Below are 24,551 nucleotides of genomic sequence, written 5' to 3'. Positions count from 1 at the left end.
CGCCTCCAGGGCCACGGCGAGCGGCAAAAGAGGCCAGAAAATGAGTCCCTCTTATCGTGATCAATCTCACAACCATTGGAGCCATGGCTGATCGCTAAATTTGTACCTAAAACATATCGCCAACATGGAGGAGATGCCGCTCTTGGCCATCACTGACGATGACCGCATTGGCCTGAACCTCCACTAACTGCCAAGCGCTTTGGCTAACCCGATCACCGAGCCTCACAGCGTAGGAATTTCCCCCTGTTTGGATAAGGGCTGCCGAAAATTGCCCGGTTTGAATCACGCCTAGAAGACGATTTGGCTTAGGAACCTGAGTCGCGACAGCAACCGTCTGGGAGGGAACAGGAGAGGCAGGAGAGCGCGTCGGGGGCGTTGGGCGTCCGTCGGGGGGGGCATTGCCCTGGGCGATGGCTAAGGTCTGAGGACTGGGCGGCGGCAAAGGCACCGCCAAGAGTTGGGCGTCCTGATGTTCGGGAGACATTGCACCCTCGGCACCCGCCACCGCTGACGGATCAAAGTAAAACCGATCAACCACAATGGCCGCCTGAGCATGGGCTTCTTGCTGGGGGAAGACCGCTTGGAGTGGTAAATAGTATCGATCAACCATGATGGGCCGTAGGGAGGGGCGCACCGCCGATACTGCGGCAGCGGTCTCGGGTGGTGCGCCAGCATTGACTGTGGCCCTGGATTCTCCTAAACGCTGACGCAGGAGCGTTAGGCCAGAGGGCGCAAGGGCGGAAGGTTGGCGCAACCCCGACGGTACAAAAGGAATCACCCTCTGAAGCGCTGTGATCCAGGTGATGAAGCCCCACCCTAGGGCCAGCCCAAGGCATCCCCCCAGCATGAGCTGTTGAGTAGGTTGTAGATCTCGCCAACGGTTGACCAGGGCTCGATGATTATCGACGGGGCAATAGTCAACAACCCACGGGGACGGGCTCAGGGCATTGGGGTTGAAGGTGGAGAGACTCATCCCCTGGGCTAGGATGATTTGATCAGAGGGCTGGGACTCTGAAACAACAGCTTTTATATCAGAATTTGGGGTAGCTTGAGGATGGGACATGGATGTATTTCATAAAGATTTCTAAATGGCATTTCCCGTGGTAGAAGCCCTCGTTGAAATTCTATCTTGACTGTTTCCCTGAAAAGATGAAATTGCTTCATGGGTTTACCATAAATCCATCAATAATTATCCATCGATCACCTTTCTAGGACAGGGGAGGGCTACCCTAGGAAAGCGCTATCGTGATCTGTCATGGCCCCTGTTGATTCAGCTATCCCTTCTAACCTACTTATCAAGCTCAGTCGGCGGCTGTTCGATATAGAAGCTCAGCGGGTGGCCTTTGTGGCTGCGCTTACCCATCCCCAGTTGTTCCCCCAGGCGGTGCTATGGATGCAGCCCCGCCCCGAAAATATGCCCTTTGCCCTAGCGCCCGCCCTGCCGTGGCAGCCTGCCGCTGTAGATCGCCTAGAGCCGAACCAGCGCCCCGGCCAACATCCCCTTCATCAGGCTGGAGCCTACTATTGCCTGGATATGGCCTCGGTGTTTTCGGCGGCGGTGTTTTCGGCCATTCCCGCGCCAGTGGATTTAGTGTTAGATCTGTGTGCAGCCCCTGGGGGCAAAAGTCTGCTGGCTTACCAACAACTCCAACCCAAGGCGCTGTGGTGCAATGAGGTGATCCGCAAGCGAGTCAGAATTTTGATCGCCAACCTCAAGCGCTGCGGCCTTTGGGATGCCCTGGTGTTTAATCTCGATCCCAAGGTGTGGGCAGAACATCTGCCCCAGGCCGCTTCGGTCGTGATTGTTGATGCCCCCTGTAGCGGCCAATCGCTGCTGGCTAAGGGCGATTCTGCCCTGGGCTGTTTTCACCCCGTAACCATTAAAAAAAACGCCAGCCGCCAAAAGCGTATCCTTGACCAAGCTGCTCAAACTGTCGCTGGGGGAGGCTATTTGGCCTACATGACCTGCACCTTTTCCCCAGAGGAAAACGAACAGGTTGGTGCATGGTTGCTCAAGCAATTTCCCCAGTTTGAAGCCGTTGCTGTGCCCGCCCTAGCCGACTATGCTTCGCCCCTAGCCGAGTTTCCTTGCTATCGGCTGTGGCCCCAGTCGGGGTTAGGGGCTGGAAGCTTTGCAGCGCTCTTCCGCAATCGTGATACGACCCATTATCCGGCTACCCTGCCCGATGCCCTCACCACTCAGGCCCTCCGCCTCTACCCAGAGTTCTCCCCGGCCGAACCTAGAAAGCCGTTGATGAACTGAGGCTGACGAACCTGGAGGAGGGGTGGGATGGGCTGCCAGGGGCATCAACGATTGACAATCGCTCCTTTTGGCCATGGCCAACCCTGAGAAGCAAGGACAATTCTGGGTTGACCGACAAAACTGGCTAGAGCCCATCGCTGTTGGAGGGCCAGGAAACCTGACCTCTACATGAACCTAATGCTGGAGGGGCGCGGTTTTTACACCCGCCGCAGAGTCTTGGGTTAGCCAGTCAGGGACAATTCAGGGAATCTGGAATTCAGGATTTTCAGGCGAGCTTTGAAGCCAAAATTCTAGGGCAAGAGTTCAAGGTCATGAACAATGCTTAAAAACCTCCCAAAAGCAACACCCAATCCCTATTTCAAGGAACTTCCTATCGTTGTTCTAGCCTTCATGGAGGGAAATCACGTGCAGACCTAAAGCCTCTATTGCCCGTGTTTCTCAAAGCTCCCTGCTTACTAATTTAGGAAGTATTGAATGTGAGATTGGGTGCTGTTGGTTAAGCGAGACAGATGAGATGTTAACAGCGCTTTCACTCCTTCTTGTGTGTGGACATTCGGCTGTTTAATCTGCCAGGGGAACTTTATTCGTTCCATCTTTAATATACCGTTCGTATTTTGCTCTCGCGAGGAATGAAAAGATAGTTAATATAGGGCTGCTGGGCGAATAATCCTAGGGTATAGCAGGGGTGCGTCTGTCCTCGGAGAGAATTGGCTAAACCTTCTAAAATGGAGACGGCTAGAATTGGCCATGGCGCTAAGCCAGAGGATTGGTCTGCCCCGTTATGTCCGGTGGCTGGAGAAAACAACTGTAAAATGAATCCGCTGGCCCACCCGATGACCGATTAAACCTTCGGTACTTAGGTGAACCTAACGCCTGAAGTCATGCTTGTCCTTTGCTGCCCCGCTGCCCCCCTGTCCTCCCAGCCATGCCCACCCCCATCCCCGCCGGAACCACCCTCCAAAACCGTTACCGCATCCTGCAACCCTTGGGGCAGGGGGGCTTTGGCCGCACCTATCTGGCGGAAGACCTGGGCCGTTTTAACGAGCGCTGCGCCATCAAGGAATTTGAGCCCCAGTCGGAAAATGACATGACGGAGAAGTCGCTTCAGCTTTTCCAGCGGGAGGCGGCGATTCTCTACGGTATTAGTCATCCTCAAATCCCTAAGTTTCAGGCCATTTTTGAGGAAGATCAGCGGCTGTTTTTGGTGCAAGACTACGTGGACGGCACCACCTATCGGGATCTGCTCAACCAGCGCCTCGGCCAGGGGATAACCTTCTCGGAGGCGGAGGTGCGCCAGTTTTTGCAGCAGATGCTGCCCGTGTTGGCCCACATTCACAGCAAGGGCATCATCCATCGAGACATCAGCCCCGACAATATCATGCAGCGACAAGCGGATCAGCTCCCTATTCTGATCGACTTTGGGGTGGTGAAGGAGGTGTTTACCCGCGTGCAAATGACCGGAACTCCTACCCATGCCACCTCCGTGGGCAAGCTGGGCTATGCCCCCAGCGAGCAGATCCAGTCGGGCCGCGCCTACCCCAGCAGCGACCTCTATGCCCTGGCGGTGACGGCGATTGTGATGCTGACGGGCAAGGAGCCCCAGGTCTTGTTTGACGATGTGAACCTGGCCTGGAACTGGCAACCCTATGCCCCCGTCAGCCCAGGGCTGGCCCAGGTGCTCAACCGCGCCATCAACTACCGACCGGGGGATCGCTTCCAGTCCGTCAGCGAAATGGCCCAGGCCCTCGGTAGCGCCAATGTGATGCCCCAAACCGCGTCCCAGCGTCCGGCTCCGCCCCCCTCCCAGGTGAAGACCGTGGCCGTGGGGCGACAGTATCAGCCCACCCAGGTGGCCCCCACGCCAACCACCTATCCCCAGCGGGTGCCCCCCGCCTTTGTGGAGGAACCGGAATCCATCTGGGAAAACCCCTGGGCCGTGGCGTTGATTGGGGCCGTTTTGGCCTTGATTGCAGGGCTGGGCGGCTGGCTGGTGGTGAGTTTGATCAACCGTCCGCCCAACAACGCAGGCACCCCCGTTCCAGAAATTACCATTGACCCCATTCAGCCCACCACCGCCCCCACGCCCACGGTTCAGCCCACGCCCACGGATCGTCCGGTGCAATTTAACCAGGCCCTGCGCCTGAGTGTGGGCCAAAGCCGCACGGTGTCGGGCTCCCTCCGCAGCAACGAAACCATCAACCACCAGTTCAATGGCGAGGCGGGCCAGGTGCTGAACGCCCGTATTCGTGGCGAAGGGGTGCTGCTGACGGTGCTGGATGCCCAGGGCAACCCCATCGACAGCAGTGCCGAGCGGGTGCAGGCTTGGCAGGGGGCGCTGACCTCCAACGGCCTCCACAGCATTCAACTGCGGACGGTGCAGGGGCTGAACCAAAGCAACTACGCCCTAGAAGTGAGCCTGGAAGCTGCCCCAGAGCCCACCCCCGATCCCACCCCCACCCCCGATCCTACGCCCACCCCAGACCCCACGCCCACGCCCACCCCAGACCCCACACCCATCCCCACGCCGGAACCCACTCCACCTCCCATCCCTGATCCCCCCACACCGCCTGCGCCGCTGCCAGAGCCGATCCCCGATCCAACCCAGGAGCCCAATGTTACAGAGCAGCGGGTACAAATTCCCTCCGGGCAAACCAGCACCCAGGTTACAGGCCAGGTCAATGCAGATCGCGTTCGGCGCTATGTGGTCAACGCGAGGGCAGGGCAAACCATGTCCCTGAATGTACCTAGGGCTGGTGGCCCCATCACCCTCGATGTGCGCTATCCCAACGGCAGCCTCATCCCCGATGGTTCACGGGTGCTGAGCTGGCAGGGGCAATTACCCACCTCTGGCGACTACCGGGTGGATGTACGGTCTCCCCGTCCGGCAGAATATACCCTGCGGATCGCCGTCAACTAAGCGCCATCACACACTAACCGTTGCAATGCACCACCCAAGAATCAGGGATAGCCAAGGGGGATTTGGTATGAGTATCAGGTTGGATCAGCCTCTTGGATAGCAGCATCTAGGAAGGAGACTGGATGACTAGGCTGCTGCCAAATGCCAACGCTGGGGGCAAGGGAAATCAGGTCTTCGGTGTTTTGGCGCATGGTTTGGCAAATGGCGTCGAGGGGCAAATCGTTGGGGTCGTTGCCGAAGGGATTTTCGATTTCTAGGCCAATGGCTTCGATGCCAAACACCGCAAAGCTAATTAGCCCCACCAAAAATGGAGTGCCCCAGCCCACGGAATCCACCATTTGAAAGGGCAGGGCCAAGCAGTACAGCATCAACAACTGCTTGAGGTGGATGGAATAGGCCAGGGGAATGGGGGTTTTGAGGATGCGCTCGCAGCCGCCGAGGGTATTGACCAAGCCATCCAGCGCCTCTAGGCAAGCCGTGAGCTGGTAGGGGTGAAGCTTGTGCTGGGCCTGCTGGGTTTGCAGATAGTCGGCAATCCAAAAGGCAATTTCCAGGGGCGGATTGTTCATGGTTTGGAGCTTGGCAAACTGCGTCTCGGAGATCAGTCCCGTGAGTTCTGAGCTGGGCTGTTCGCCGCGCAGGTGCAGCTTCAGGGCAATGGCAAAGGCGGGCAACAGCCGAATCGCCGTCACCTTGGCGTCGTGGTCGGCGGGGTATTTTTCTTGGATGGCCACCCACATTTGGCGGGCCAGGTTGCGGGTGAGGTTCACCACGTTGCCCCACAATTTTCGTCCCTCCCAAAACCGCTCGTAGGAGGTATTCGTGCGAAACACCAGCAGCAAACCCAGCACCAGGCTGGGCACTAGGGAACCCAAAATCGGCGACGATACCCGCCATCCCCGCTCGTGCAGCAGGTAAATGCCCAGGGCAAAGACCGCGCAAAACAGGGTGCGGGGCAACACCGCCGGAATCACCGACCCCTGCACACTAAACAAATCCCGAAACCAGGCCCGCCCCTCGTGGCGCGGCCCCCTGTCGCTAGCCGATAACTTGACCACCCACGTCTCCCCGCCTTGCCAAGCGATTCTCAGGCAATTCTAGAGCTTGTCGGATGAGCTGTGTTAACGGCCAGCTATGACCCAGTGGGCAGGGCTTGGGGCAATGGGTTTACACTCAAGGAGCAACCCTTAACAAAACGTCATTTATCCCAACGCCCCATGCTGCTTCAGCCGGAACAACGCACCAAACTCGACGAATCCAACGACGCCTACTTCTACGATGTGCCTCGCTTTGTCACCCATGTGGATGCGGGGTTTATCAATCGGCTCACCCACCTCTATCGCCAGCGATTGACCCCCAATAGCCGCATTTTGGATTTGATGAGTAGCTGGGTCTCGCACTTGCCGGAGGAGCTTGAGTTTGACTGGGTGGAAGGCCACGGCCTCAATGCCGAAGAACTGGCCAAAAATCCCCGATTGAATCATTTCTTTGTGCAAAACCTCAACGACAATCCGCGCCTGCCCCTAGAGGACAAGTCCTTTGATGCGGTGCTGAATACCGTGTCGGTGCAGTACCTTCAGCAGCCGGAGGTGGTGTTCGCGGAAATCCATCGCGTGCTGAAACCCGGTGGGGTGGCCATCGTCAGCTTTTCCAACCGGATGTTTTACCAAAAAGCCATTGCCGCATGGCGCGACGGCAGCGAATCCGACCGGGTGGCCTTGGTGAAGGGCTACTTCAAATCCGTCCCCGGCTTCAGCGCCCCGGAGGTGATCGCCTACGCCCCACCCGTTCCCGGCTTTCTGCAAATGCTGGGCCTAGCTATGGCTGATCCCTTCTATGCCGTGATCGCCTCTCGCCTGCCGAGCGCCTAGCCCAACCGTCTTAGTTGGCCCTCACCCCCTCAGTCCCCCTCTCCCAAAAATGGAGAGAGGGGGAGGCCGGACAAACGCTTCAAGGTTGTTCTAGCTCCCCTCCTCCCGCCCTGGGAGAAGGGGTTGGGGGATGAGGGCAAGCAAGGGTTTCACAAAGTATGCGTATACCGGAGCCCACAGGGAGAGGGACTTTTAGCCTTTCGCACAGCGCCTAATCGCGGGCGACGGGCAAGTCGGATTGGTTCCACTTCAGCATGCCGCCGCGCATACTGGCCACTTCGGTGATGCCCTTTTTCTTGAGGATAATGCTAGCCTGCCCAGAACGGCGACCGGATTTGCACACCGTCACCACAGGCTGATCGGTGGAAACGTCCCCGACCCGCTGCTCTAGCTCATGGAGGGGCACCAGTTGGGCACCGTGGATGTGGCCGAGGTCGTCGTTGAATTCCTCCACGCCGCGCACATCCAAAACGTGGACTTGATCCAGGTTTTCGGCCACCCACTGGGGCTCAATTTCCTTGATGCCGGAGTAGGTTTGGCGCACTGGCCCCCAGGTGGCAATCACGGGCATGGTGCCGTCTTCGGTGCGGCCACAGATGCAGTTGGCGGGGATGGCGATGTCGATCTTTTTGGGGTGGGGCAGGCCCAGGTTGTCCATGTAGCCCACAAAGTCGCGCTCGTCGGCCTCGCCGCCAATGCGGGGGTTGTACAGCTTTTCTTCCTTGACGCTGGAGACCGTGCGGCCACTGTAGTCGTGGGCGGGCCACACCAGGCAGTCATCGGGCAGGGAGAAAATCTGCTCGGTGATGGATTCGTACATGGTGCTGGCGTTGCCCTGCTGAAAGTCGCAGCGTCCAGCACTGCGGATCAGCAAACAATCGCCCGTAAAGGCCATGGATTGGTCATCCAGCACAAAGGTGACGCAGCCGTCGGTGTGGCCGGGAGTGGCGCGGACTTCTAGGCTGCGGCTACCAAATTTCACCACATCGCCATGATCCAGCAGCGCATCGGCCCCGCTGAGCATCTCGCCATAGCGCCCGGAAATGCCGATTTTGGAGCCCGTCGCCTGCTGCATCAGCCATGCCCCGGTAACATGGTCGGCGTGGCAGTGGGTATCCAAGGTGTAGAGGAGCTTCAGATCCAGCTCTTCCAGCAAGGCCCGATCCCGCAGGTGTTGCTCAAACACGGGGTCGATCAACACCGCTTCCTTGGTGTCAGGATCGGCCAGCAGATAGGTGTAGGTGGAGGAATCAGCATCGAACAGTTGGCGGAAAATCAGCGGGGTATTCACAGGGCAAAACTCCTGGGCAAACGAGGGACGGACGGAAATCTCAATCACGAAATTTCAACATCGCTGGCATTATTCTACTATATAACCAATCACTCATTAAAAGATCGCATCACCCCATCCAGTTTCCATGCCAGCCCTGGGGCTGTTTCCCCGTCCGGTGCAACTTGCTCTAGGCTTGAATCCTGCCCGTCAGGAATGGGCCTTTCGGTGTTGAGGTTCCGCCATGTTCCGCTTCCCCAAGAACTCCTTTTCCCGTGGGCGTCCTTGGGTGAAAATCGGATTTGTCTGCCTTTGAACCCCATCTTGCCACCCTCATCAAGGGTCTGCAATCTAGAGAAACCCTAAGAAATTCAGGTACGCTCACCGTCCATTCGTATCCTGGAGAAGGATCTTCATGAGGTGCCGTGCTATGGTGTCCAACCCATCGTCCAATCAAGATCGCTCCGTTTCAATCGGGAGCAGCGTGACCGGAAGTGCCATCGTGACGGGCGACAGCAACACCGTCTCGGTGCAGTTTAACCAGGCCAATCTGCCCGCCCCCGAAACCGTCAACATCCAGGCCGAATTGCAGGCACTTCGAGATCTCCTGGCCCAAATGGATGACCCCATCGTGGCGGGGGTGGCCCAAAAGCTGGAGCAAGAAGCCGCCAAGCCAGAGCCGGATAAGAACGTGATCGCTAAAACCCTAGAAACCGGGCTAACCTACGCCAAGGATTTGGCCGACTTTAGCGACACCATCGACAAACTGCGCCCCCATGTGGAAGCCACCGCAAGCTGGCTGGGTCAGCATGGCCACAAGCTGCTGCCCTTGGTGGGGTTGATCCTGTAGGTACGGTGATCGTGAGACGCGAGATCGCAGTTGAGGTGATTTCCTACAGACCTTCAAAGGGGTTGCACAGGGGCAACTCAGGCACACGCTTGAAGTCGTCCACATTTCTGGTCATCACACAGGCAGAACTGTGTAATGCTGTTGCCGCAATTAGGGCATCGGGAAGTTTGAGGCGGTAATATCGTCGTAATTGAATGGTGCGGTCTTCAATTTGGGACAATAGGGGAATTCGTTCAAACTGCATCAATAGGCCAGCGATTATTGACTCCTCCTCACCAGACAACTCTGGGAAACTCAGCAACTCAATTCGCACAATGGGGGAGATAATAATCTCGTTTTGGCTAAGAAATGATTCTGAGAAAAGTGGCAATACTTCTGCTTCCTCAGCCAAATAATAAATAAAGATATTGGTGTCGTAGAGGTACTTCACTGTTCCCACTCCTGACGCATGGTGTCAAGATGGGCCAGCATTTGATTTCGCTTGTCTTTTAGCAATCCTTTGGCCTTGGCCACTTTGGCATAGTCCCGTTGCCAGAGCGATACCACTGATGCGGGTACATCTACGGTAATAAATTCTTCATTTTGATCAATTAAATACTGCTTGGGAATTTTAATAATGGGCATGATGATCATCCTTGAGTGTTTGTCCTAAGTTTTAGTGGATTAACCCAGATCTAGGAGAATGAAGAAACCTTCTCTCTATGGCGAGGAGCGAAACGACATCAGGAGAGTAGTTAGGGTGATAATGTTTATTATCTACGATTCGGAGCGCAATGCTTCCCGTTCATCCAAAGCCCCGAGACTAAAGTCATCACGCCCTAGGAGATCAATCCGTTGTTCTGACCGTGCCAGATTGAGTCGGGGAGTTTAGGTCGGGTCATTCAAGGGTGTGCTATCAAAGGATCAAGCCTACGGGAAAGGGGCATACAGGGGCATGGTAGACCAGTCGAATCGCGGCATCCAGATTCAAGAAAGTGCGGTGGGCAGTGCCATTGTGTCCGGCGATGGCAACACCATCTATGTCATTCACCAAACCACCCAGCAGCGCCAAGACGTTCCCGCCGAGGCCACCGCCCAGCTTGGCCCCAATCCCTACAAGGGGCTGGCGGCGTTTACAGAGCAGGATGGCGACCGCTACTTTGGCCGCGAAGCCCAGGTGGAGCGGCTGTGGGAACGGCTTCAGCGGTTGATGGAACAGTCTGTGGTGCCTCGGTTGTTGCCAATTTTGGGGCCATCGGGGTCGGGGAAGTCATCCTTGGCACGGGCGGGGCTGATTCCGGCCTTGGCTCAGCGGCCTTTGTTGGGGAAGGCGAAGATGCGGGTGGCGGTGTTGGTGCCCGGTAGCCATCCGTTGGAAGCGCTGGCGGGGGTGCTGGCCAAAGCGGCGACCCAAGACCCGATGCCCGTAACCAAAACGCGGGAATTCGCCACGGAGCTAGGCATTGCCACCCCAGCGGGTACCCACGATGGTCTGCGCCGCATCGCCAGCCTGATTCCCCACATCCAGGATGCGCCGCTGGTGGTATTGGTGGATCAGTTTGAGGAGGTCTATTCCCTCTGCAAGGACGCCGAGGAACGCCAAGCCTTCATTGATAATCTGCTCACTGCCGCCCAAGACCCCAATGCCCAGGTCTCCGTGGTGCTGACCCTCCGCAGCGACTTTTTGGGCGAAACCCAGCGCCATCCAGGGCTAAACCAAATCATCGGTTCCGACCAAAGCGTGATTGTGCCCGCCATGACCACGGAGGAACTGCGCCGCGCCATTGCCGAACCCGCCAAACGGGCGGGGCACCCCCTAGATGAGGCCACCATTGACCTGTTGGTGACGGATACCGAGGGCCGAGAGGGGGCGTTGCCGCTGTTGCAGTTTGCCCTCAGCCGCATTTGGGAGGGGTTGGGTCAGGGAGTAGCCCCAGCGGAAACCTATCGCCAGATGGGGGGTGTGGGCGGTGCCCTGGCGGGAAAGGCCCAGGATATCTACGATCACCTCAGCCCCGCCGAGCAGGAGACGGCCCGCCGCATTTTTATCGGCCTGGTGCAACTGGGGGAGGGCACCCGCGACACCCGCCGCCGCACCCCAGTAGAAAACCTGATTGCCAGCCAAGACAGCCCGGAAGTGGTGAAGCAAGTGCTGGCTCGGTTTTCGTCGCCGGGGGCACGGTTAGTGACGTTGGCCAGCCAGGGCAACCAAGACGTGGCAGAAGTGACCCACGAGGCGCTATTTGGCCATTGGCAACAGCTCAACGAGTGGCTGGACAGCAGCCGGGATGACATTCGCTTTCAGCGTCGCCTAGAAGCCGCCGCCGACTATTGGCACGACCAAGGCCGACCTGCTGGCTTGCTCTGGCGACCACCGGATCTGGATTTGCTGCGTACCTTTGCCAAAACCCACGCGGCTAATCTCACCCAACGCTGCCTAGATTTTTTCTATGCCTCCGACCGGGCTCAACAACGAGAGCAACGTTGGAAACAACTACGTATTGCTGGATTGGCAGCGGGCCTTGTGTTGACTACTAGCCTCAGTACCTTTGCTGGGTACCAGGTGTGGCGAGCTGAGCGACGACAGATGCAGCTTTATGAAGCTACTTCTCGATCCTTGTTTGAGAGTGATCCTTTAGCGAGCATGGTAAATGGCTTGGCAGCAATTAGCCTGGGTCAAAATCCCCTAGTTAAACTACCTCGTGTGGGAGGTGACGGGCTAGTCTCTCCTTCCGTTCTAGACTTAGCCAATCGTCATGCCCGTCTGAACTGGACTATGACAGGGGATCAGTACGGTATCAGAGCATTAGCTTTCAGTCCAGACGGAGAGATCCTTGCTAGCGGGGGAGATGAGGGTACGCTGCGCCTATGGGATCGTCAAGGACAACCCTTGGGTCAGCTTTCTTATGGCTACAGAGAAGTTCGGGCTTTAGCTTTTAGTCCCGATGGAGAAATCTTAATCAGCGGTGGGGACGATGGCACAGTACAGATTTGGAGTCGCGAGGGCCAACCCATTGATGAGCCGTTTATGGCTCATGAGGGTGGGGTTAATTCCTTAGCTTTCAGCCCAGATGGCGAAACCATTATTAGTACAGGTACAGATGGCATAGTGCAGTTTTGGAACTCTCAAGGGGAATCCATTAATCAACCATTTACGGCCCATGAGGATATCGTCTTTCACTTGGCCTTTAGCCCTGATGGGAACGTTATTGCAACCGGAAGCAACGATAATACGGTACGACTATGGAATCGCCAAGGGCAGCCGTTGAGCCAGCCTCTTACAGGCCATCGTGGTGCGGTTTGGGCTGTAGCTTTTAGCCCGGACGGAAAAATGGTTGTCAGCGGTGGTGAGGATGGCACAGTACGGTTGTGGAATCTTGAAGGCCAACCTATTGGGGAACCGTTTATCGCACATGAAGGCAACACCGGAGTCTCTAGTGTAGCCTTCAGTCCCGATGGGGAAGCGATTATTACCAGCAGTCTTATAGATAACATGGTGAGGCGGTGGACTCTTGAGGGCCAACCCATTGGAGAACCATTCCTAGCGCATGAAGGCGGAGTCCATACACTGGTTGTCAGCCCAGATGGAAAAGCCATTGCTAGCGGAGGCTACGAGGATGGCAAGATACGGATGTGGACTTATCAAGACCAATCTGTAATCGCACCGTTGTCTGGTCATCAAGGTATGGTCAACGCCGTAGCCTTTAGCCCTGATGGCAATACCATCGCCAGTGGTGGGGAAGATAGCACAGTGCGGTTATGGGATTCTCAAGGAAGGCTCTTGGGGGAGTCTTCCACATCTCATCGGGGGATCATCTACTCCATTGCCTTCAGCCCAGATGGAACAACCCTAGCCAGTGCAAGTGGTGATGGTTCAATACGTCTGTGGAATTTGGAAGGCCAGCCTATCGGTGAGCCCTTCACAGGACACATAGGTTGGGTATTTGCTGTAGCCTTCAGCCCAGATGGAGAAGTCATTTTCAGCGGGGGAGAAGATGGCACATTGCGGTTGTGGGATCGCCAGGGACAGCCTATCGGTGAGGCATTTGAGGCGTTTACGGGCCATAAGGGTGGAGTCTTTGCTATTGCTATTAGCCCTGATGGAACAACCATCGCCAGTGGGAGTGAGGCTGGCACAGTGCATCTATGGGATCGTCAGGGGCAGCCTATCGGGAATCCCTTGCAGGGACATAGGGGTTGGGTTCTGGCTGTGGACTTCAGCCCAGACGGAGAGACTATTGTCAGTGGTAGTGAAGATGGCACGGTGCGGCTATGGAATCGCCAGGGACAGCCTATCGGAAATCCCTTGCAGGGACACCAGAACAACGTTAGCTCAGTAGCTTTCAGCCCAGATGGGCAAACAATCGTTAGCGGTGATTGGGATGGTACAGTACGGCTATGGGATCGCAACGGGCAACCTTTTGGGCACCCCCTAGTAGGCCATAACAGCCCAGTGTACTCAGTAGCTTTCAGCCCAGATGGGCAAACTATTGTTAGCAGCAGCGAAGATGGCACAATCCGCCTGTGGCCCTTGTGGCTGGCAGAGCAGGGCTGGGTAAACTACACCTGCAACCGCATTCGGGGCTACCTTGTGGCCAGAAGCGCAACCGACGAAACGATAAGGCTGGCACGGCGCACCTGTGAGCGGTCGGCTTGGCGATAAGGCGGGGGAGAAGGCAAAGTTCAAAATGCAAAATGCAAAATGCAAAATGCAAAATGCCAAGTTCTTTGCTGCCAGGGGGTATCTGCCACAATAGGCTGAGATTCGGCAGGGGTGGCCATGCGTAACCTAACCCTTGATTGGTGGCAGTATGAGTAACTTTATTATGGCTAAAGTTCTCGAAGAGATGAACAAACTGCCCGATGATCTGCAACAGCAGGTTTTTCAATTTGTTGAGGCCCTGCGCCAAAAACACCTAGAAGAACCTTCGGGTGATGCCTGGGATGTCCCAGCCTCCCTTACAGGCATCCTCGAAGCGCCCCCCGATCGGTCGGCAGAGTATAATCGCGATCCTTACGGCACTCCCAATTACCAGTCGCTCTAATGATGAGATACAGCAGCAAGACTGGATCGATGCTATGACCAGCGATGGCCACGGTCTCCAAACAGGTTTCCGTATCTTTGCAAAGTGCATGTCACGCCTCATGTAGGTGTGAGACGTCATGGATGGACGGTAATTGGCGGTAATTTGATAGGACGGTGATCATCAACAACGAGGAGAACGTATGGCGGCAAAGCGACTGGTGATTGAAATGGGCATGGGTGTGGATCAGCACGGCCAAGACCCCACGGTGGCGGCGGCGCGGGCAGTGCGAAATGCCATTGCCCACAATGCCCTGCCGGGAGTGTGGGAGGTGGCAGGGCTGAGCCATCCCAACGAGATGATCGTGGAGGTGCAGGTGGCGGTGCCGTTCCCCGACCAGGTGCGGCAGGAAGAGGTGCTGGCGGTGCTGCCCTTTGGCCAAAAAACGCTGATCCTCACGGAGGGCGGCATGGTGGTGGCGGGGCGGGCTATCCCCGAATTTGACGACAAAAACGATGACATGTACGTGGCCATCGCCGCTGTTACCGTGTCGATTCCAGCCTAGGGATCGGCGGCGCAGAATGGTTTAATGGTAGGGATTCCTGGGGGTGACACGGCCAGCCGTGGCCCCACGCCAGCCGTTAGGAGAACCCGCTTTGTACCAATGTCCAAAAGAGGGGAACGTGCCCCTGCAAGACAGCGAATTGGCCCCAGGGCTGTTGGCCAAGGCTTGCTCTAGCTGTGGCGGATCTTGGATTCCGCCGGAAAGCTACGAAGAGTGGCAGAAACCCCAGATCGATCCCGATGCGCCCACCCAGGTGGCGGTGCTGCCGCTGTCGTTGGATGTGCCTTTTCAGCCCGCTGGGTTGGATAACCGAGCGGCCCTTTGCCCCGACTGCCGTAGCTACCTAGTGCGGGGGCGCGTCAGCCTCAAACATACGTCCTTTTATGTGGAGCGCTGCCCCAACTGCAAGGGCATTTGGTGCGATGCCGGGGAGTGGGACATTCTGCAAAAGCTTAGCCTCGATACCCACATTGGCTACCTCTTCTCCGCCGAGTGGCAGTCTCAGGTGCGGGAGCAGGAAAACATTGCGCGGGAGCAGCAGGCCATTGTCGATAAACTGGGGTCAGACATTGCCGAGCGCATTTTTGACCTAGCGAAACTGCTGGAGGATCATCCCAACGGCGACTTTGGTGTGGCTTATCTAATGCGCCGCTTCGACCAATAGTCCCGTCTTCCCGTCCCCCCGTCCCCCTTCTCCCCTTTCTTAATCCCCCTCTCCTCGTCACGGCCCCCATCGCCTCCCCCACCTTCCCCCATGGCTGAAACCCTGCTCGAACTGGATAATTTTTCCGTCACCTACCCAGGGCAGAAGGATCCGGCGGTGGATGATGTCTATCTGACCCTGGCGGCGGGGGAAAAGCTGGGCCTAGTGGGGGAATCGGGCTGTGGCAAAAGTACCCTAGGGCGGGCCATGCTGCGGCTATTGCCTCGGAATACTGACCTGCGGGGGCGAGTGTGGTTTAAGGGCGAATCGGTGCTGGATTTCACCCCTCGGCGGCTGCGGGAATTTCGGGGGGAGGCGGTGGCCCTGGTGTTTCAAGACCCGATGACGCGGCTAAATCCGCTGATGACCATTGGCGATCACTGCATTGAAACCCTGCGGGCGCACCGACCGGAGATTTCGGCAGCGGCGGCGAAGGATCGGGCCATCGAAGTGCTGGAAAAGGTCAACATTACGGCGAATCGGTTTGGCCAATATCCCCACGAATTTAGCGGCGGGATGCGGCAACGGGTGGCCATTGCCTTGGCGATGATCCTAGAGCCGGATTTGATCGTGGCCGATGAACCGACGACGAGTTTGGATGTGACGGTGTCCGCCCAAATTTTGGACGAGCTCACCCGCCTGTGCGATGACCTGGGCACGGCGCTGATTTTGATCTCCCACGACCTGGCCCTGGTGGCAGAATACTGCGACCGAGTGGCGGTGATGTACCAGGGTGAGAAGGTGGAGGAGGGCAAGGCCCTGGAGGTCTTGCAGCGGCCTCAGCACCCATACACCCAATCCCTGGTAGACAGCGCCCGCCAGCTTCAGCAGGCCGCAGGGTTTGTCTATACGCCCCCCGATCCGGCTACGGAACCGACGCCACTGCTGCGCCTCACCGATGTGCAAAAACACTACACCCTGGAGGCCAGCCCCATCGCCCGCCTGCTGGGCAAGGAGCAGCCCAAGGTCATCAAAGCCGTGGATGGGGTGGACTTGGAGATCTACCCCGGCGAAATTGTCGGCCTAGTGGGAGAGTCGGGCTGTGGCAAAAGCACCCTGTCACGCACCATTTTGCAGCTCATCCAACCCACCGCTGGCCAGGTCATGTTTGACGGCACCGACCTTACCACCTTGTCCACCCAGGCCATGCGACGGCAGCGGCGGCAGTTGCAAATGGTGTTCCAAGATCCCCACGCCTGCCTCAACCCGATGATGACCGTGGGCCAGGGCATTGCCGACCCGCTGATCATCCACGGTCTTGCCACCCCCGCCGAAGCCGAGGCCCAGGTGCGCGAGATGCTGGCCCGCGTCAGCCTCATCCCCGTAGATGACTACATGCACCGCCTGCCGGGGGATCTCTCCGGTGGGCAGCAGCAGCGGGTGGCCATTGCTCGCGCCCTGATTACCAAACCCAAGCTCGTCATCTGCGATGAACCCGTGAGTATGCTAGACGCCACGGTGCAAACCCAGGTGCTAGACCTGATGCTGGCCCTGAAGCAGGATTTCAACCTCACCTACCTGTTTATCACCCACGATCTGTGGGTGGCGCGGTTTATGTGCGACCGCATCGCCGTCATGCAGGGGGGCAAAATTGTGGAACTGGCCCCCACCCAGGAACTCTTTACCAACCCCCAGCATCCCTACACTCAGACCTTGCTGCAAGCGGCTCCCATGTTGGCCAGCGCCTAGGGCCAAGGGGCTGGGATCTAGCCTAAGATCTAGCCTTAGAATAAGGTCAAGGGCCGTCCCAGTTTCGGCGGGATGGCATCGGATGCTATCCGGATTCCTGATCCGGATTCCTGGGTTTTGACTGCAATGGGTGAGGGCATATCCCCGGTCGGGCAAGAGGTCTTGCTCCCAGGGTGGGTTATCTGGCCTTGAGGCGAGTTCACGTTCATCGCACCAAGGCCCAATTCGGAAGACGGCAGAGCTAGTTAGAGTAGACAGAGTGGTCAGTCGTTGCTATCCCAGAACCTGTGGTGAATTGGCGTACATTATTCCTGGCCCTTGGGGTAGCTAGTTTTGGAGGGCTCCATGGCTTTCAGGACGGGGCCATTGATGCCGCTGAACGGTCGCTGCGGGTGGGCGTCTACGACAATCCGCCCAAGGTGTTTTGGGATGAGGAAACCGGGCAGCCCAGCGGCTTTTTCCCGGAGCTTTTGGCAGTAATTGCCACCAAGGAAGGCTGGGAGATCACCTATGTGCCCTGCCAATGGGCCAATTGCTTAAACGATGTGGAGGCAGGCCGTCTGGATTTGATGATGGATGTGGCCTATTCCCAGGAACGGGAGGCCCGGTTTGACTTTAATCGCGTGGTGGTCGCGCCCAGTTGGTCGGTGGTGGTGGCCAGGCGGGGGGTGAAGCTTGAGTCGGTGCTCGATTTGGACGGCAAACGGCTGGGCGTTTTAAAAGACAGCATCCAGGCCAATGCCCTCGCCACCACCAGCCAGGGGTTTGATATTCGCCCAGAGTTGGTTCTAGCTCCCACCGTCGATGAAATAGCCCGGCTTTTGGAGGAGGGAGAGGTGGATGGGGTACTGGTTCACCGCTTTTTTCCCATTCGTCAACGCCTGCCCAGCGGCGTCCAAACCAACATCCTGATCCAGCCCACCCAACTGCATTTTGTCTCGCCCAAGGGTCGCCAGGGCGAAACCTTAGCGGCCCTAGATCGCCAGTTAACGCTCCTGAAAAATAACCCTGATTCGGTGTACTACGATCTCAGTCAGCGCTGGTTGTTGGGGCTGGAGGTCTACAGAACCAACTGGCCCCTGCTGCGTCGTATCCTGGCAGGCATTGCCCTAGGGGTGGCGGCGGCTGGCACTGGGCTGTTAATGATTTGGAACCGCCGTCTGCGCCGAGAAGTCGATCAGCGCCTTGCCGCCCAAGCCCAACTGAACCACGAACTGCTCCACGACAGCCTGACGCGCCTGCCCAACCGCCAGTATATGATGGCCCACCTAGACGCCTGCCTAGCCCGCTTGGCTAAGGGGGAAACCCGTGGGTTCATCGTTATCTTCCTCGACCTGGATCGGTTTAAGGTGGTGAACGATAGCCTCGGCCATCTGCTGGGCGATCAACTCCTGGTGGAAATGGCCCAGCGCCTGCGTCAAACCCAGCATTGGGTGGCCCGTCTGGGGGGAGACGAGTTTGTCATGGTGCTAGAGCACACCGACGATCTGATGGTCGCGACGGACATCGCCCAGCAAATCTTGACCCTCCTGGCGGCCCCCTGTCATCTGGCGGGGCACGATGTCACCGCTGGAGCTAGCCTGGGCATTGTGCGGGCTTCCCAGCATTACCAAACTCCTACGGAGCTGATCCGCGACGCCGACATTGCCATGTATAGCGCCAAGGCCAAAGGGCGGAACCGCTACGCCATTTTTGACCCCGCCATGCAGTTGGCCGCTGCCCAGCAGTTGACCATGGAAAGCGACCTGCGTCAGGCCATCGTTCAGCAGCAGTTTGTGCTGTATTACCAACCCATTGTGCATTTGCGATCCGGCCAGATTGTCGGTCTAGAGGCCCTGGTGCGCTGGAACCATCCCAGGCTGGGCCTGCTGCCCCCCAGTCGGTTTATTGCCCTTGCGGAGGAAACGGGCCTAATTGTGCCCATGGGCTGGTGGGTTTTACAAACTGCCTGTGCTCAACTGGCTCAGTGGCGGCAGCAATATCCCCACCTCAACCACCTCACTATCAGCGTCAATGTGTCGGCCTCCCAACTGCGGGAATCCCACTGGCTAGATCAAGTGCAGCGGGTGCTAGAACAAACCCAGCTACCGGGAACCAACCTAATTTTAGAAATCACCGAAACCCTGGTTATGCAAAATATGGGCCTCACCGCCCACCTGATGCAACAGTTACAGCACTGGTTAGTGGGCATCAGCATTGATGACTTTGGGACGGGCTATTCCTCCTTTAGCTATCTGCATCAACTGCCGATTACCTCCTTCAAAATTGACCGGGTCTTTATCACCGACCTGATGGCCAACGTTCGCAACCAGGACATTGTGAAAACTATGCTAGTGCTGGCCCATCAAATGGGGGTGGGCGTGACCGCCGAAGGCATCGAAACCCGAGAGCAAATGGCGTTGTTGCGCACCATGGGCTGTAACCTTGGCCAAGGCTATTGGTTCGATCCACCGCTGCCTGCGGATCGGATCATCCAGCGGCTGCAAGCTCCCTACTACCTCACCCCTCACCCCAGTCCTAACGCCCTAGGGTCAGAACCCTACGGGTGCCATGACGGTAAGTCTCAGGGCAAGCCGCGCTGAGCCCCTTTGACCTGGCTCGCCCTGGCGCACCCCGCCAGGTCGGCGTGATCATCCTCAGGAACGGTAGCATCGGTGAGACGCCCATTGGTGAGACGCCCATTGGTGAGACGCCCATTATTCTTCTTTGAGGCTGATCATATTTTCGCCCTTGAGCATCCGCTGGGCCGCATCCAGCAGCATTTCCTCCAGGTAGGGCTTGGTAAAGTAGCCCTTGGCTCCCAGTTCTACCGCCATTTGACGGTGGCGGTCGGCCCCCCGTGAGGTCAGCATCGCAATGGGCAGATGGCTGAGGGCTTCATCCTTTTGCAGCCGTGACAGCAGCTCAAGACCGTCCATACGCGGCATTTCGATGTCGCAGAAGACGAGGTCGCAGGGCAGGCCAGAGCGCAGTTTTTCCCAGGCTTCCTGGCCGTCGCGGGCCTGTTCCACCCGATAGCCCACCTTGTTGAAGCTCATGGACAGCAGTTCGCGGACGGTGATCGAGTCGTCTACGATCAGCACCGTGGGCTCGGTATGGGCTTTATCCTCCACGGGTTCTTCGAGATCGGGCTGTGTCCACAGCGAAGTGGGGGCTTCCCGCCGTACCCGTCCGGTGGCCATGTCGATCAGCTCTAGCACATCGGCAATGGGCATGACGCGACCATCCCCCAGCACCGTGGCCCCGGCAATGCCCGTAGGCTTGGGGACGGGGCCTTCGAGCTGCTTAATTACGATTTCCTGCTCGCCAATGACCTGATCGACTTGGAGCCCGATGAAGGTACTGGCGCTGCGGAGCACCACAATGGAGGTCATGTTTTCATCGTGGGAGCCGCCGTAGACCCGGCCTCGGCCCAGACTGCGGTTGAATTTCAGCAGATCGCTGAGGGGACGCACGGGCAGCAGGGTATCGCGCCAGAGGATACTGCTGTGGCCCTTGTCGTCGGTTTGCACCCGCTCTTTGGGGATGTCAAACATGTCCTCTACCCCGTCAATGGGGAAGGCGATGCGGGCTTGGTTATTGATGCAGCTCAGCGCCTTGGTAATGCTGAGGGTGAGCGGTAGGCGGACGGTGAAACTGGTGCCCTTGCCCACCTCCGACTCGATGGTGATCGATCCCCGAATATCCGATAGGGCGGTACGGACAACGTCCATGCCCACGCCCCGGCCTGAGAAGTCATCGGCTTGATCGCGGGTGCTAAACCCGGGCTCAAACAGCAGGTCATAGACCTCAATATCGGTCATCGTTTGGGCTTCGGCAGGGGTAATCAGCCCTTTCTTAATGGCTTTGGCCTTCACCACCGCAGGATTAATGCCGCCCCCGTTGTCGGCAATGTAAATCACCGTTTGGTTGCCCTGGTAGAAGGCGCGGACGGTGATAGTTCCCTCGCGGGACTTGCCCGCCACCAACCGCTCCTCTGGGGTTTCAACACCGTGGGTAATGGCGTTATTAACGAGGTGCGTCATGGGATCGTAAAGACGATCCAGAATCATTTTGTCAATCAGGGTATCGCGCCCTTCCACAATCAGCTTGGCTTCCTTACCGCACTTAATCGAAATCTCGCGGACAGCCCTGGGTAAGCGATCCGCCGTTTGGCCAAAGGGTGCCATGCGGGCCTTGTTCAACCCTTCCTGGAGCTGGGTTGTCACCTGGCGAAACTGGCGGGCAATCTGATCCGTGGAATCCACGGTCATCTCGATGTCGGAGGAAGCCTCCCGCACCCGCACAATCAGCTCGATCATCTCCTGGGAAAGGGTGTGAAAGCCCGTAAAGCGATCCATCTCCAGGGCATCGAAGGTTGCCCCTGTGGCGTGACTGCCGCTGCTGCCACCGCTGCTACTACCGCCCAAGGCAAAAGCTTGGCGGTTGGCCATCAAGGAGCTTTCTAGCAGCGAGCGCTCGTACAGATCGCGCATCCGTTGGCCCACATCATTGAGCTGCTGCACCTGGTTCAGCAGGTTATCCAAGGACTGGCGAAGCTGCTCTTGATCCTGCTCCAGGGAGTTCCGGTTGACCACCAGTTCCCCCATCAGGTTGTTGAGGTTGTCGAGGTGGCTAACGTTAACCCGCATGGTTTGGTCGGTGACGGCGCTAGCTCGGCGGGGAGCCCGACCGCTGGAGGTTCCACCCCCCCGTCGAACCCCCGCTGAGGGTGCGGATCCCCCTAGCTGGTCGGCCCCTTCCAGGAGTTTTTCGAGGTCATCAAAACTGTCCTCATCGGCGCTGACGGCGGGCGGCGGGCTGGATGGACGGGACACGGGCGGCGCAGGTGGGGTAGGCGGAACGGGGCTTTCATCTCCCAACAACGCCTCCAGGTCACTGAAGTCGTCAAAATCGACGAGATCGGCGGTGGCGGCGGCTCCGTTGGCTCCGTTGGTTCCATTGGTTCCGTTGGCTCCGTTGGTTCCGTTGGTTCCGTTGGCCCCATCCTCCATCACCAGGTCATCCAGTTCCGTCAGCCAGTCGTCGTCTCCCTCCGCCGAGGCCCCGGGGAAATCTGCTTGGGGGGGGGCGGTGGCCTCCAGGGGGCGACGGTCTGGGCTGGCAGGTTGTGCGTTATCTGGGGCGGCGATCAGGTCTAGGGTATCTAGGTCAATTCCTCCAAAGGGATCAGCCAAGCCAAGATCTTGATCCGCTGAGGATGGGGTAGCTGCCTCAAGGCCAAAGTCAAGGTCAAGGTCAAGGTCGGCAGCGATGTCCTCCGCGATCTCTCCCCCCAGCATCGGATCAGACGCGATATCGAAGGTGAGATCGCCCACCCCGTCTAGATCATCCGTCGCCAGCTCAAAATCTGCGGCTAGCCCAAAGGGATCTGTGGCCTCAGCCGCTGCCAGATCGTCGGGGGAAGTCTCGTCTACCCAGTCTTGATCGAGTTGATCAAAGAGGAGGTCTAACTCTCTATCCGCCGGAGGACGCTCTGAATCTCCCGCCCTTACCGGGGCTGGGGGCGACTCTGGCTGCGGTGCGGGTGGCTGCTCTGGGGGCATCGCTGCGGCTACCGGAGCAGCGGCCTTGGCCTCGGTGGCTGGAGCCGCCGCAGACCCTGGCGCAGCGGCGGCGGGTGGGGCCATTGCGGCCTTGGGCTCAGGAGGGCGAGCTGCTTGACCTGCAGGGCGCTGGGGTGAGGGATCCGCCACCTCCGTGAAGAAGTCATCCATATCATCGGCGGCAACCTTGGCGACCGGAGTATGATCCGCCTCTCCCCCAAAAAACTCGTCGATGTCAGCCACGGGGGCGGCAGGACTAGGGGGAGCCGCATCGGGATGATCAAATAAAGTGACGCTAGACTCGGCACCCCTGTCCCCAGCGTCTTCATTACCGGGAGCCGCTTGCCCAGACTGTCCGGCCTGGGTCAGCCCACCCTTGGCCTCGGCAGGGGCCGAATCTGGAGCCGCATCCACGGCAGAGGGGGACGCGGGGCTAGGCGGGGCCGGAGTCTCCTCCATCACCAAGCTCCGTTCTAGAGCATCCCCAAACAGACTGACCATATCGTCATCGGCGGCAGACTCAGCCTCTGGGGCCGCTCCGGTCTGAAAGAGGTCTGCGAACTCGCTATCAATGTCATCGGCGTCGGCGGTATCGGCGGTGTCAAGGTCGCTCTCCCCTAGGTCGGCCTCCTCCCAGATGTCCTCTAGGCTGATCTGTTCCCCCTCAAAGAGATCGGCGAGGCTGTTTAATTCCTCCGGGCCAACCTGTGGCCCAATGCCGGGGTGGTGTTGACTGCCAAAGACATCGGATTCCCTGGGCGGGACGGCGGCTTCCTCCAGGTTACCAAAGACGTCGGCTAGGTCGCCCTGGGCTAAATCAGCGGCCTCATCAGCGGCCATTTGATCGAGCCAACTGTCGTCCATGTCGAGGGTGAGGTTGGCCTCCGGGTTGGCTTCGGCGGTGGCAAAGAGGTCGGCTAAGTCCTCTCCGTCGGTGCCGTTGGTGAGGGCTTCGGCCAGCAGTGCATCCAGGGCCGAGTCATCCTCAAGGATGGTGGGCTGGGGTGGCATCAGAGCCAGCAGTGCCTCGGAGGGAGCTACCCGACTGACCTGTCCAGCCAAGACCAAATCCTGAGCTTGCTTGAGGTCTTTAATCACGACCGGAGCCAGGGATCGATAGGTTTCGTTGCGGTTGCCCACTGCCTGCCCCACGGTTTGCGCCAGTTGACACCACTGGGGCACCTCTAGCTGTTCCCCCAGACTGTCTAGCCGTTGGCACAGGTGAGCCAACTGCTGACGCGAGGTATCGTTATCGGCTTGCTTGAAGGTGGCCAGCATATCCCTCAGCAGGGCTGGAATGTCGCTGCGAAAGACCAACTGAAGGGCACTAGTTTCGGGGTGGCTAGAGGGTTTGGTCGCGGCCACAGGCGACGGGGGGGGCGGGGTGGTGGCCGGGGCCGCTGCCGGGGCCGCTGCCCCAGAGAGACTGGTGAGATGAGTTTCGGCCTGGACAAAGACGGGCTCCAAGTTGGCCATAATCACCTGGGCCTGATCCTCGGTGAGACCGTAGGGGCTCTGGAGATGATCCAACTGCTCCTGCAAGCCATCAAAGATTTGCAGGAGCATCGATTCTAGGGTTTGGTCTGGGGTGAGGGGTGATTCCTTCATCACCTTGAAGAAATCCTCCATGCGGTGGGCGGTGCGCTGCATACTGTTAATGCCCAGCATGGCGGCTCCCCCCTTCACCGAGTGGGCGGCCCGAAACACCTCGTTCACCATCTCTGAGTCGTGGATGGTGGCATCTAGGTTGAGCAACCCCTGCTCAATGGTATTGAGGTGATCCTTGGCTTCCTCAATGAAGTACCCTAAGATTCGCTTTTGATCTTCAGGCAGCATGGCGGTTCCCTTCCAAACACTTGTTCGATATCCCAAAG

16 protein-coding genes are annotated in these 24,551 nt (G+C 58.1%); 10 read left to right on the top strand and 6 right to left on the bottom strand.

All coding sequences use genetic code 11. From position 1 onward, the window contains the following. Positions 1 to 106: 106 nt before the first annotated feature. Entirely contained in the window at positions 107 to 1,063 is a 957-nt protein-coding gene (locus tag GFS31_RS00130) for a hypothetical protein (protein WP_198806320.1), read from the bottom strand. A gap of 192 nt (positions 1,064 to 1,255) precedes the next feature. On the opposite strand from GFS31_RS00130, the gene GFS31_RS00125 reads away from it, so the two are divergent. Together GFS31_RS00125 and GFS31_RS00120 are read left to right on the top strand one after the other, a co-directional pair. Continuing rightward, positions 1,256 to 2,263, top strand: a complete 1,008-nt coding sequence (locus GFS31_RS00125; protein ID WP_198806319.1) for an RsmB/NOP family class I SAM-dependent RNA methyltransferase — start codon at positions 1,256 to 1,258, stop codon at positions 2,261 to 2,263. 925 nt (positions 2,264 to 3,188) lie between these two features. Further along, positions 3,189 to 5,180 (top strand): serine/threonine-protein kinase, encoded by a 1,992-nt coding sequence (locus tag GFS31_RS00120; RefSeq protein WP_198806318.1) that lies wholly within the window; start codon positions 3,189 to 3,191, stop codon positions 5,178 to 5,180. 74 nt (positions 5,181 to 5,254) lie between these two features. On the opposite strand, the gene GFS31_RS00115 is transcribed toward GFS31_RS00120, so the two are convergent. After that, positions 5,255 to 6,238 (bottom strand): bestrophin family protein, encoded by a 984-nt coding sequence (locus tag GFS31_RS00115; RefSeq protein ID WP_198806317.1) that lies wholly within the window; start codon positions 6,236 to 6,238, stop codon positions 5,255 to 5,257. Positions 6,239 to 6,397: 159 nt separating this feature from the next. Here GFS31_RS00115 and GFS31_RS00110 point away from each other — a divergent pair, with 159 nt between their 5' ends. Next, on the top strand, positions 6,398 to 7,051 hold the full coding sequence (locus GFS31_RS00110) for a class I SAM-dependent methyltransferase (protein ID WP_198806316.1): 654 nt from the start codon (positions 6,398 to 6,400) through the stop codon (positions 7,049 to 7,051). Between the two features lie 211 nt (positions 7,052 to 7,262). Here the strand turns inward: GFS31_RS00110 and GFS31_RS00105 are convergent, their stop codons facing one another. Then, positions 7,263 to 8,342, bottom strand: coding sequence for an MBL fold metallo-hydrolase (locus GFS31_RS00105; protein WP_225907508.1), 1,080 nt, complete (start codon positions 8,340 to 8,342; stop codon positions 7,263 to 7,265). Between the two features lie 409 nt (positions 8,343 to 8,751). Between GFS31_RS00105 and GFS31_RS00100 the strand changes: the two genes are divergently transcribed. After that, the gene (locus GFS31_RS00100; protein ID WP_225907507.1) at positions 8,752 to 9,171 is read left to right on the top strand and encodes a hypothetical protein; all 420 of its coding nucleotides are present in this window, start codon (positions 8,752 to 8,754) and stop codon (positions 9,169 to 9,171) included. 43 nt (positions 9,172 to 9,214) lie between these two features. Here the strand turns inward: GFS31_RS00100 and GFS31_RS00095 are convergent, their stop codons facing one another. Together GFS31_RS00095 and GFS31_RS00090 are read right to left on the bottom strand one after the other, a co-directional pair. Continuing rightward, entirely contained in the window at positions 9,215 to 9,610 is a 396-nt protein-coding gene (locus tag GFS31_RS00095; RefSeq protein ID WP_198806315.1) for a type II toxin-antitoxin system VapC family toxin, read from the bottom strand. Continuing rightward, positions 9,598 to 9,795: a hypothetical protein gene (locus GFS31_RS00090; RefSeq protein ID WP_198806314.1), complete on the bottom strand. Its 198-nt coding sequence runs from the start codon at positions 9,793 to 9,795 to the stop codon at positions 9,598 to 9,600. Before GFS31_RS00090 ends, GFS31_RS00095 begins: the two co-directional genes overlap by 13 nt. 310 nt (positions 9,796 to 10,105) lie before the next feature. On the opposite strand from GFS31_RS00090, the gene GFS31_RS00085 reads away from it, so the two are divergent. From GFS31_RS00085 to GFS31_RS00060, 6 genes are all read left to right on the top strand, one after another. After that, positions 10,106 to 13,813 (top strand): eIF2A-related protein, encoded by a 3,708-nt coding sequence (locus GFS31_RS00085; RefSeq protein WP_198806313.1) that lies wholly within the window; start codon positions 10,106 to 10,108, stop codon positions 13,811 to 13,813. Positions 13,814 to 13,961: 148 nt separating this feature from the next. Continuing rightward, positions 13,962 to 14,195 carry a DUF2281 domain-containing protein gene (locus tag GFS31_RS00080; protein ID WP_198806312.1) on the top strand — a complete coding sequence of 78 codons (234 nt, stop codon included), beginning with the start codon at positions 13,962 to 13,964 and terminating at the stop codon, positions 14,193 to 14,195. A 181-nt stretch (positions 14,196 to 14,376) separates the two neighbouring features. Beyond that, positions 14,377 to 14,739, top strand: a complete 363-nt coding sequence (locus tag GFS31_RS00075; RefSeq protein WP_198806311.1) for a Lin0512 family protein — start codon at positions 14,377 to 14,379, stop codon at positions 14,737 to 14,739. A 91-nt stretch (positions 14,740 to 14,830) separates the two neighbouring features. Then, positions 14,831 to 15,403 (top strand): zf-TFIIB domain-containing protein, encoded by a 573-nt coding sequence (locus GFS31_RS00070; RefSeq protein WP_198806310.1) that lies wholly within the window; start codon positions 14,831 to 14,833, stop codon positions 15,401 to 15,403. A gap of 90 nt (positions 15,404 to 15,493) precedes the next feature. Next, a complete protein-coding gene (locus tag GFS31_RS00065; RefSeq protein WP_198806309.1) occupies positions 15,494 to 17,131 on the top strand; it encodes a dipeptide ABC transporter ATP-binding protein in 1,638 nt (545 codons plus the stop codon). Between the two features lie 287 nt (positions 17,132 to 17,418). Further along, the gene (locus GFS31_RS00060; protein WP_198806308.1) at positions 17,419 to 19,713 is read left to right on the top strand and encodes an EAL domain-containing protein; all 2,295 of its coding nucleotides are present in this window, start codon (positions 17,419 to 17,421) and stop codon (positions 19,711 to 19,713) included. A gap of 114 nt (positions 19,714 to 19,827) precedes the next feature. Here GFS31_RS00060 and GFS31_RS00055 read toward each other — a convergent pair whose 3' ends face one another. Further along, positions 19,828 to 24,513 carry a hybrid sensor histidine kinase/response regulator gene (locus tag GFS31_RS00055; RefSeq protein ID WP_198806307.1) on the bottom strand — a complete coding sequence of 1,562 codons (4,686 nt, stop codon included), beginning with the start codon at positions 24,511 to 24,513 and terminating at the stop codon, positions 19,828 to 19,830. Positions 24,514 to 24,551 lie beyond the last annotated feature (38 nt).

The organism is Leptolyngbya sp. BL0902 (assembly GCF_016403105.1).
GTDB lineage: Bacteria > Cyanobacteriota > Cyanobacteriia > Phormidesmidales > Phormidesmidaceae > Nodosilinea.
The sequence above is the reverse complement of the archived record's forward strand: the minus strand, read 5'-3'. Positions and strand labels throughout refer to the sequence as shown.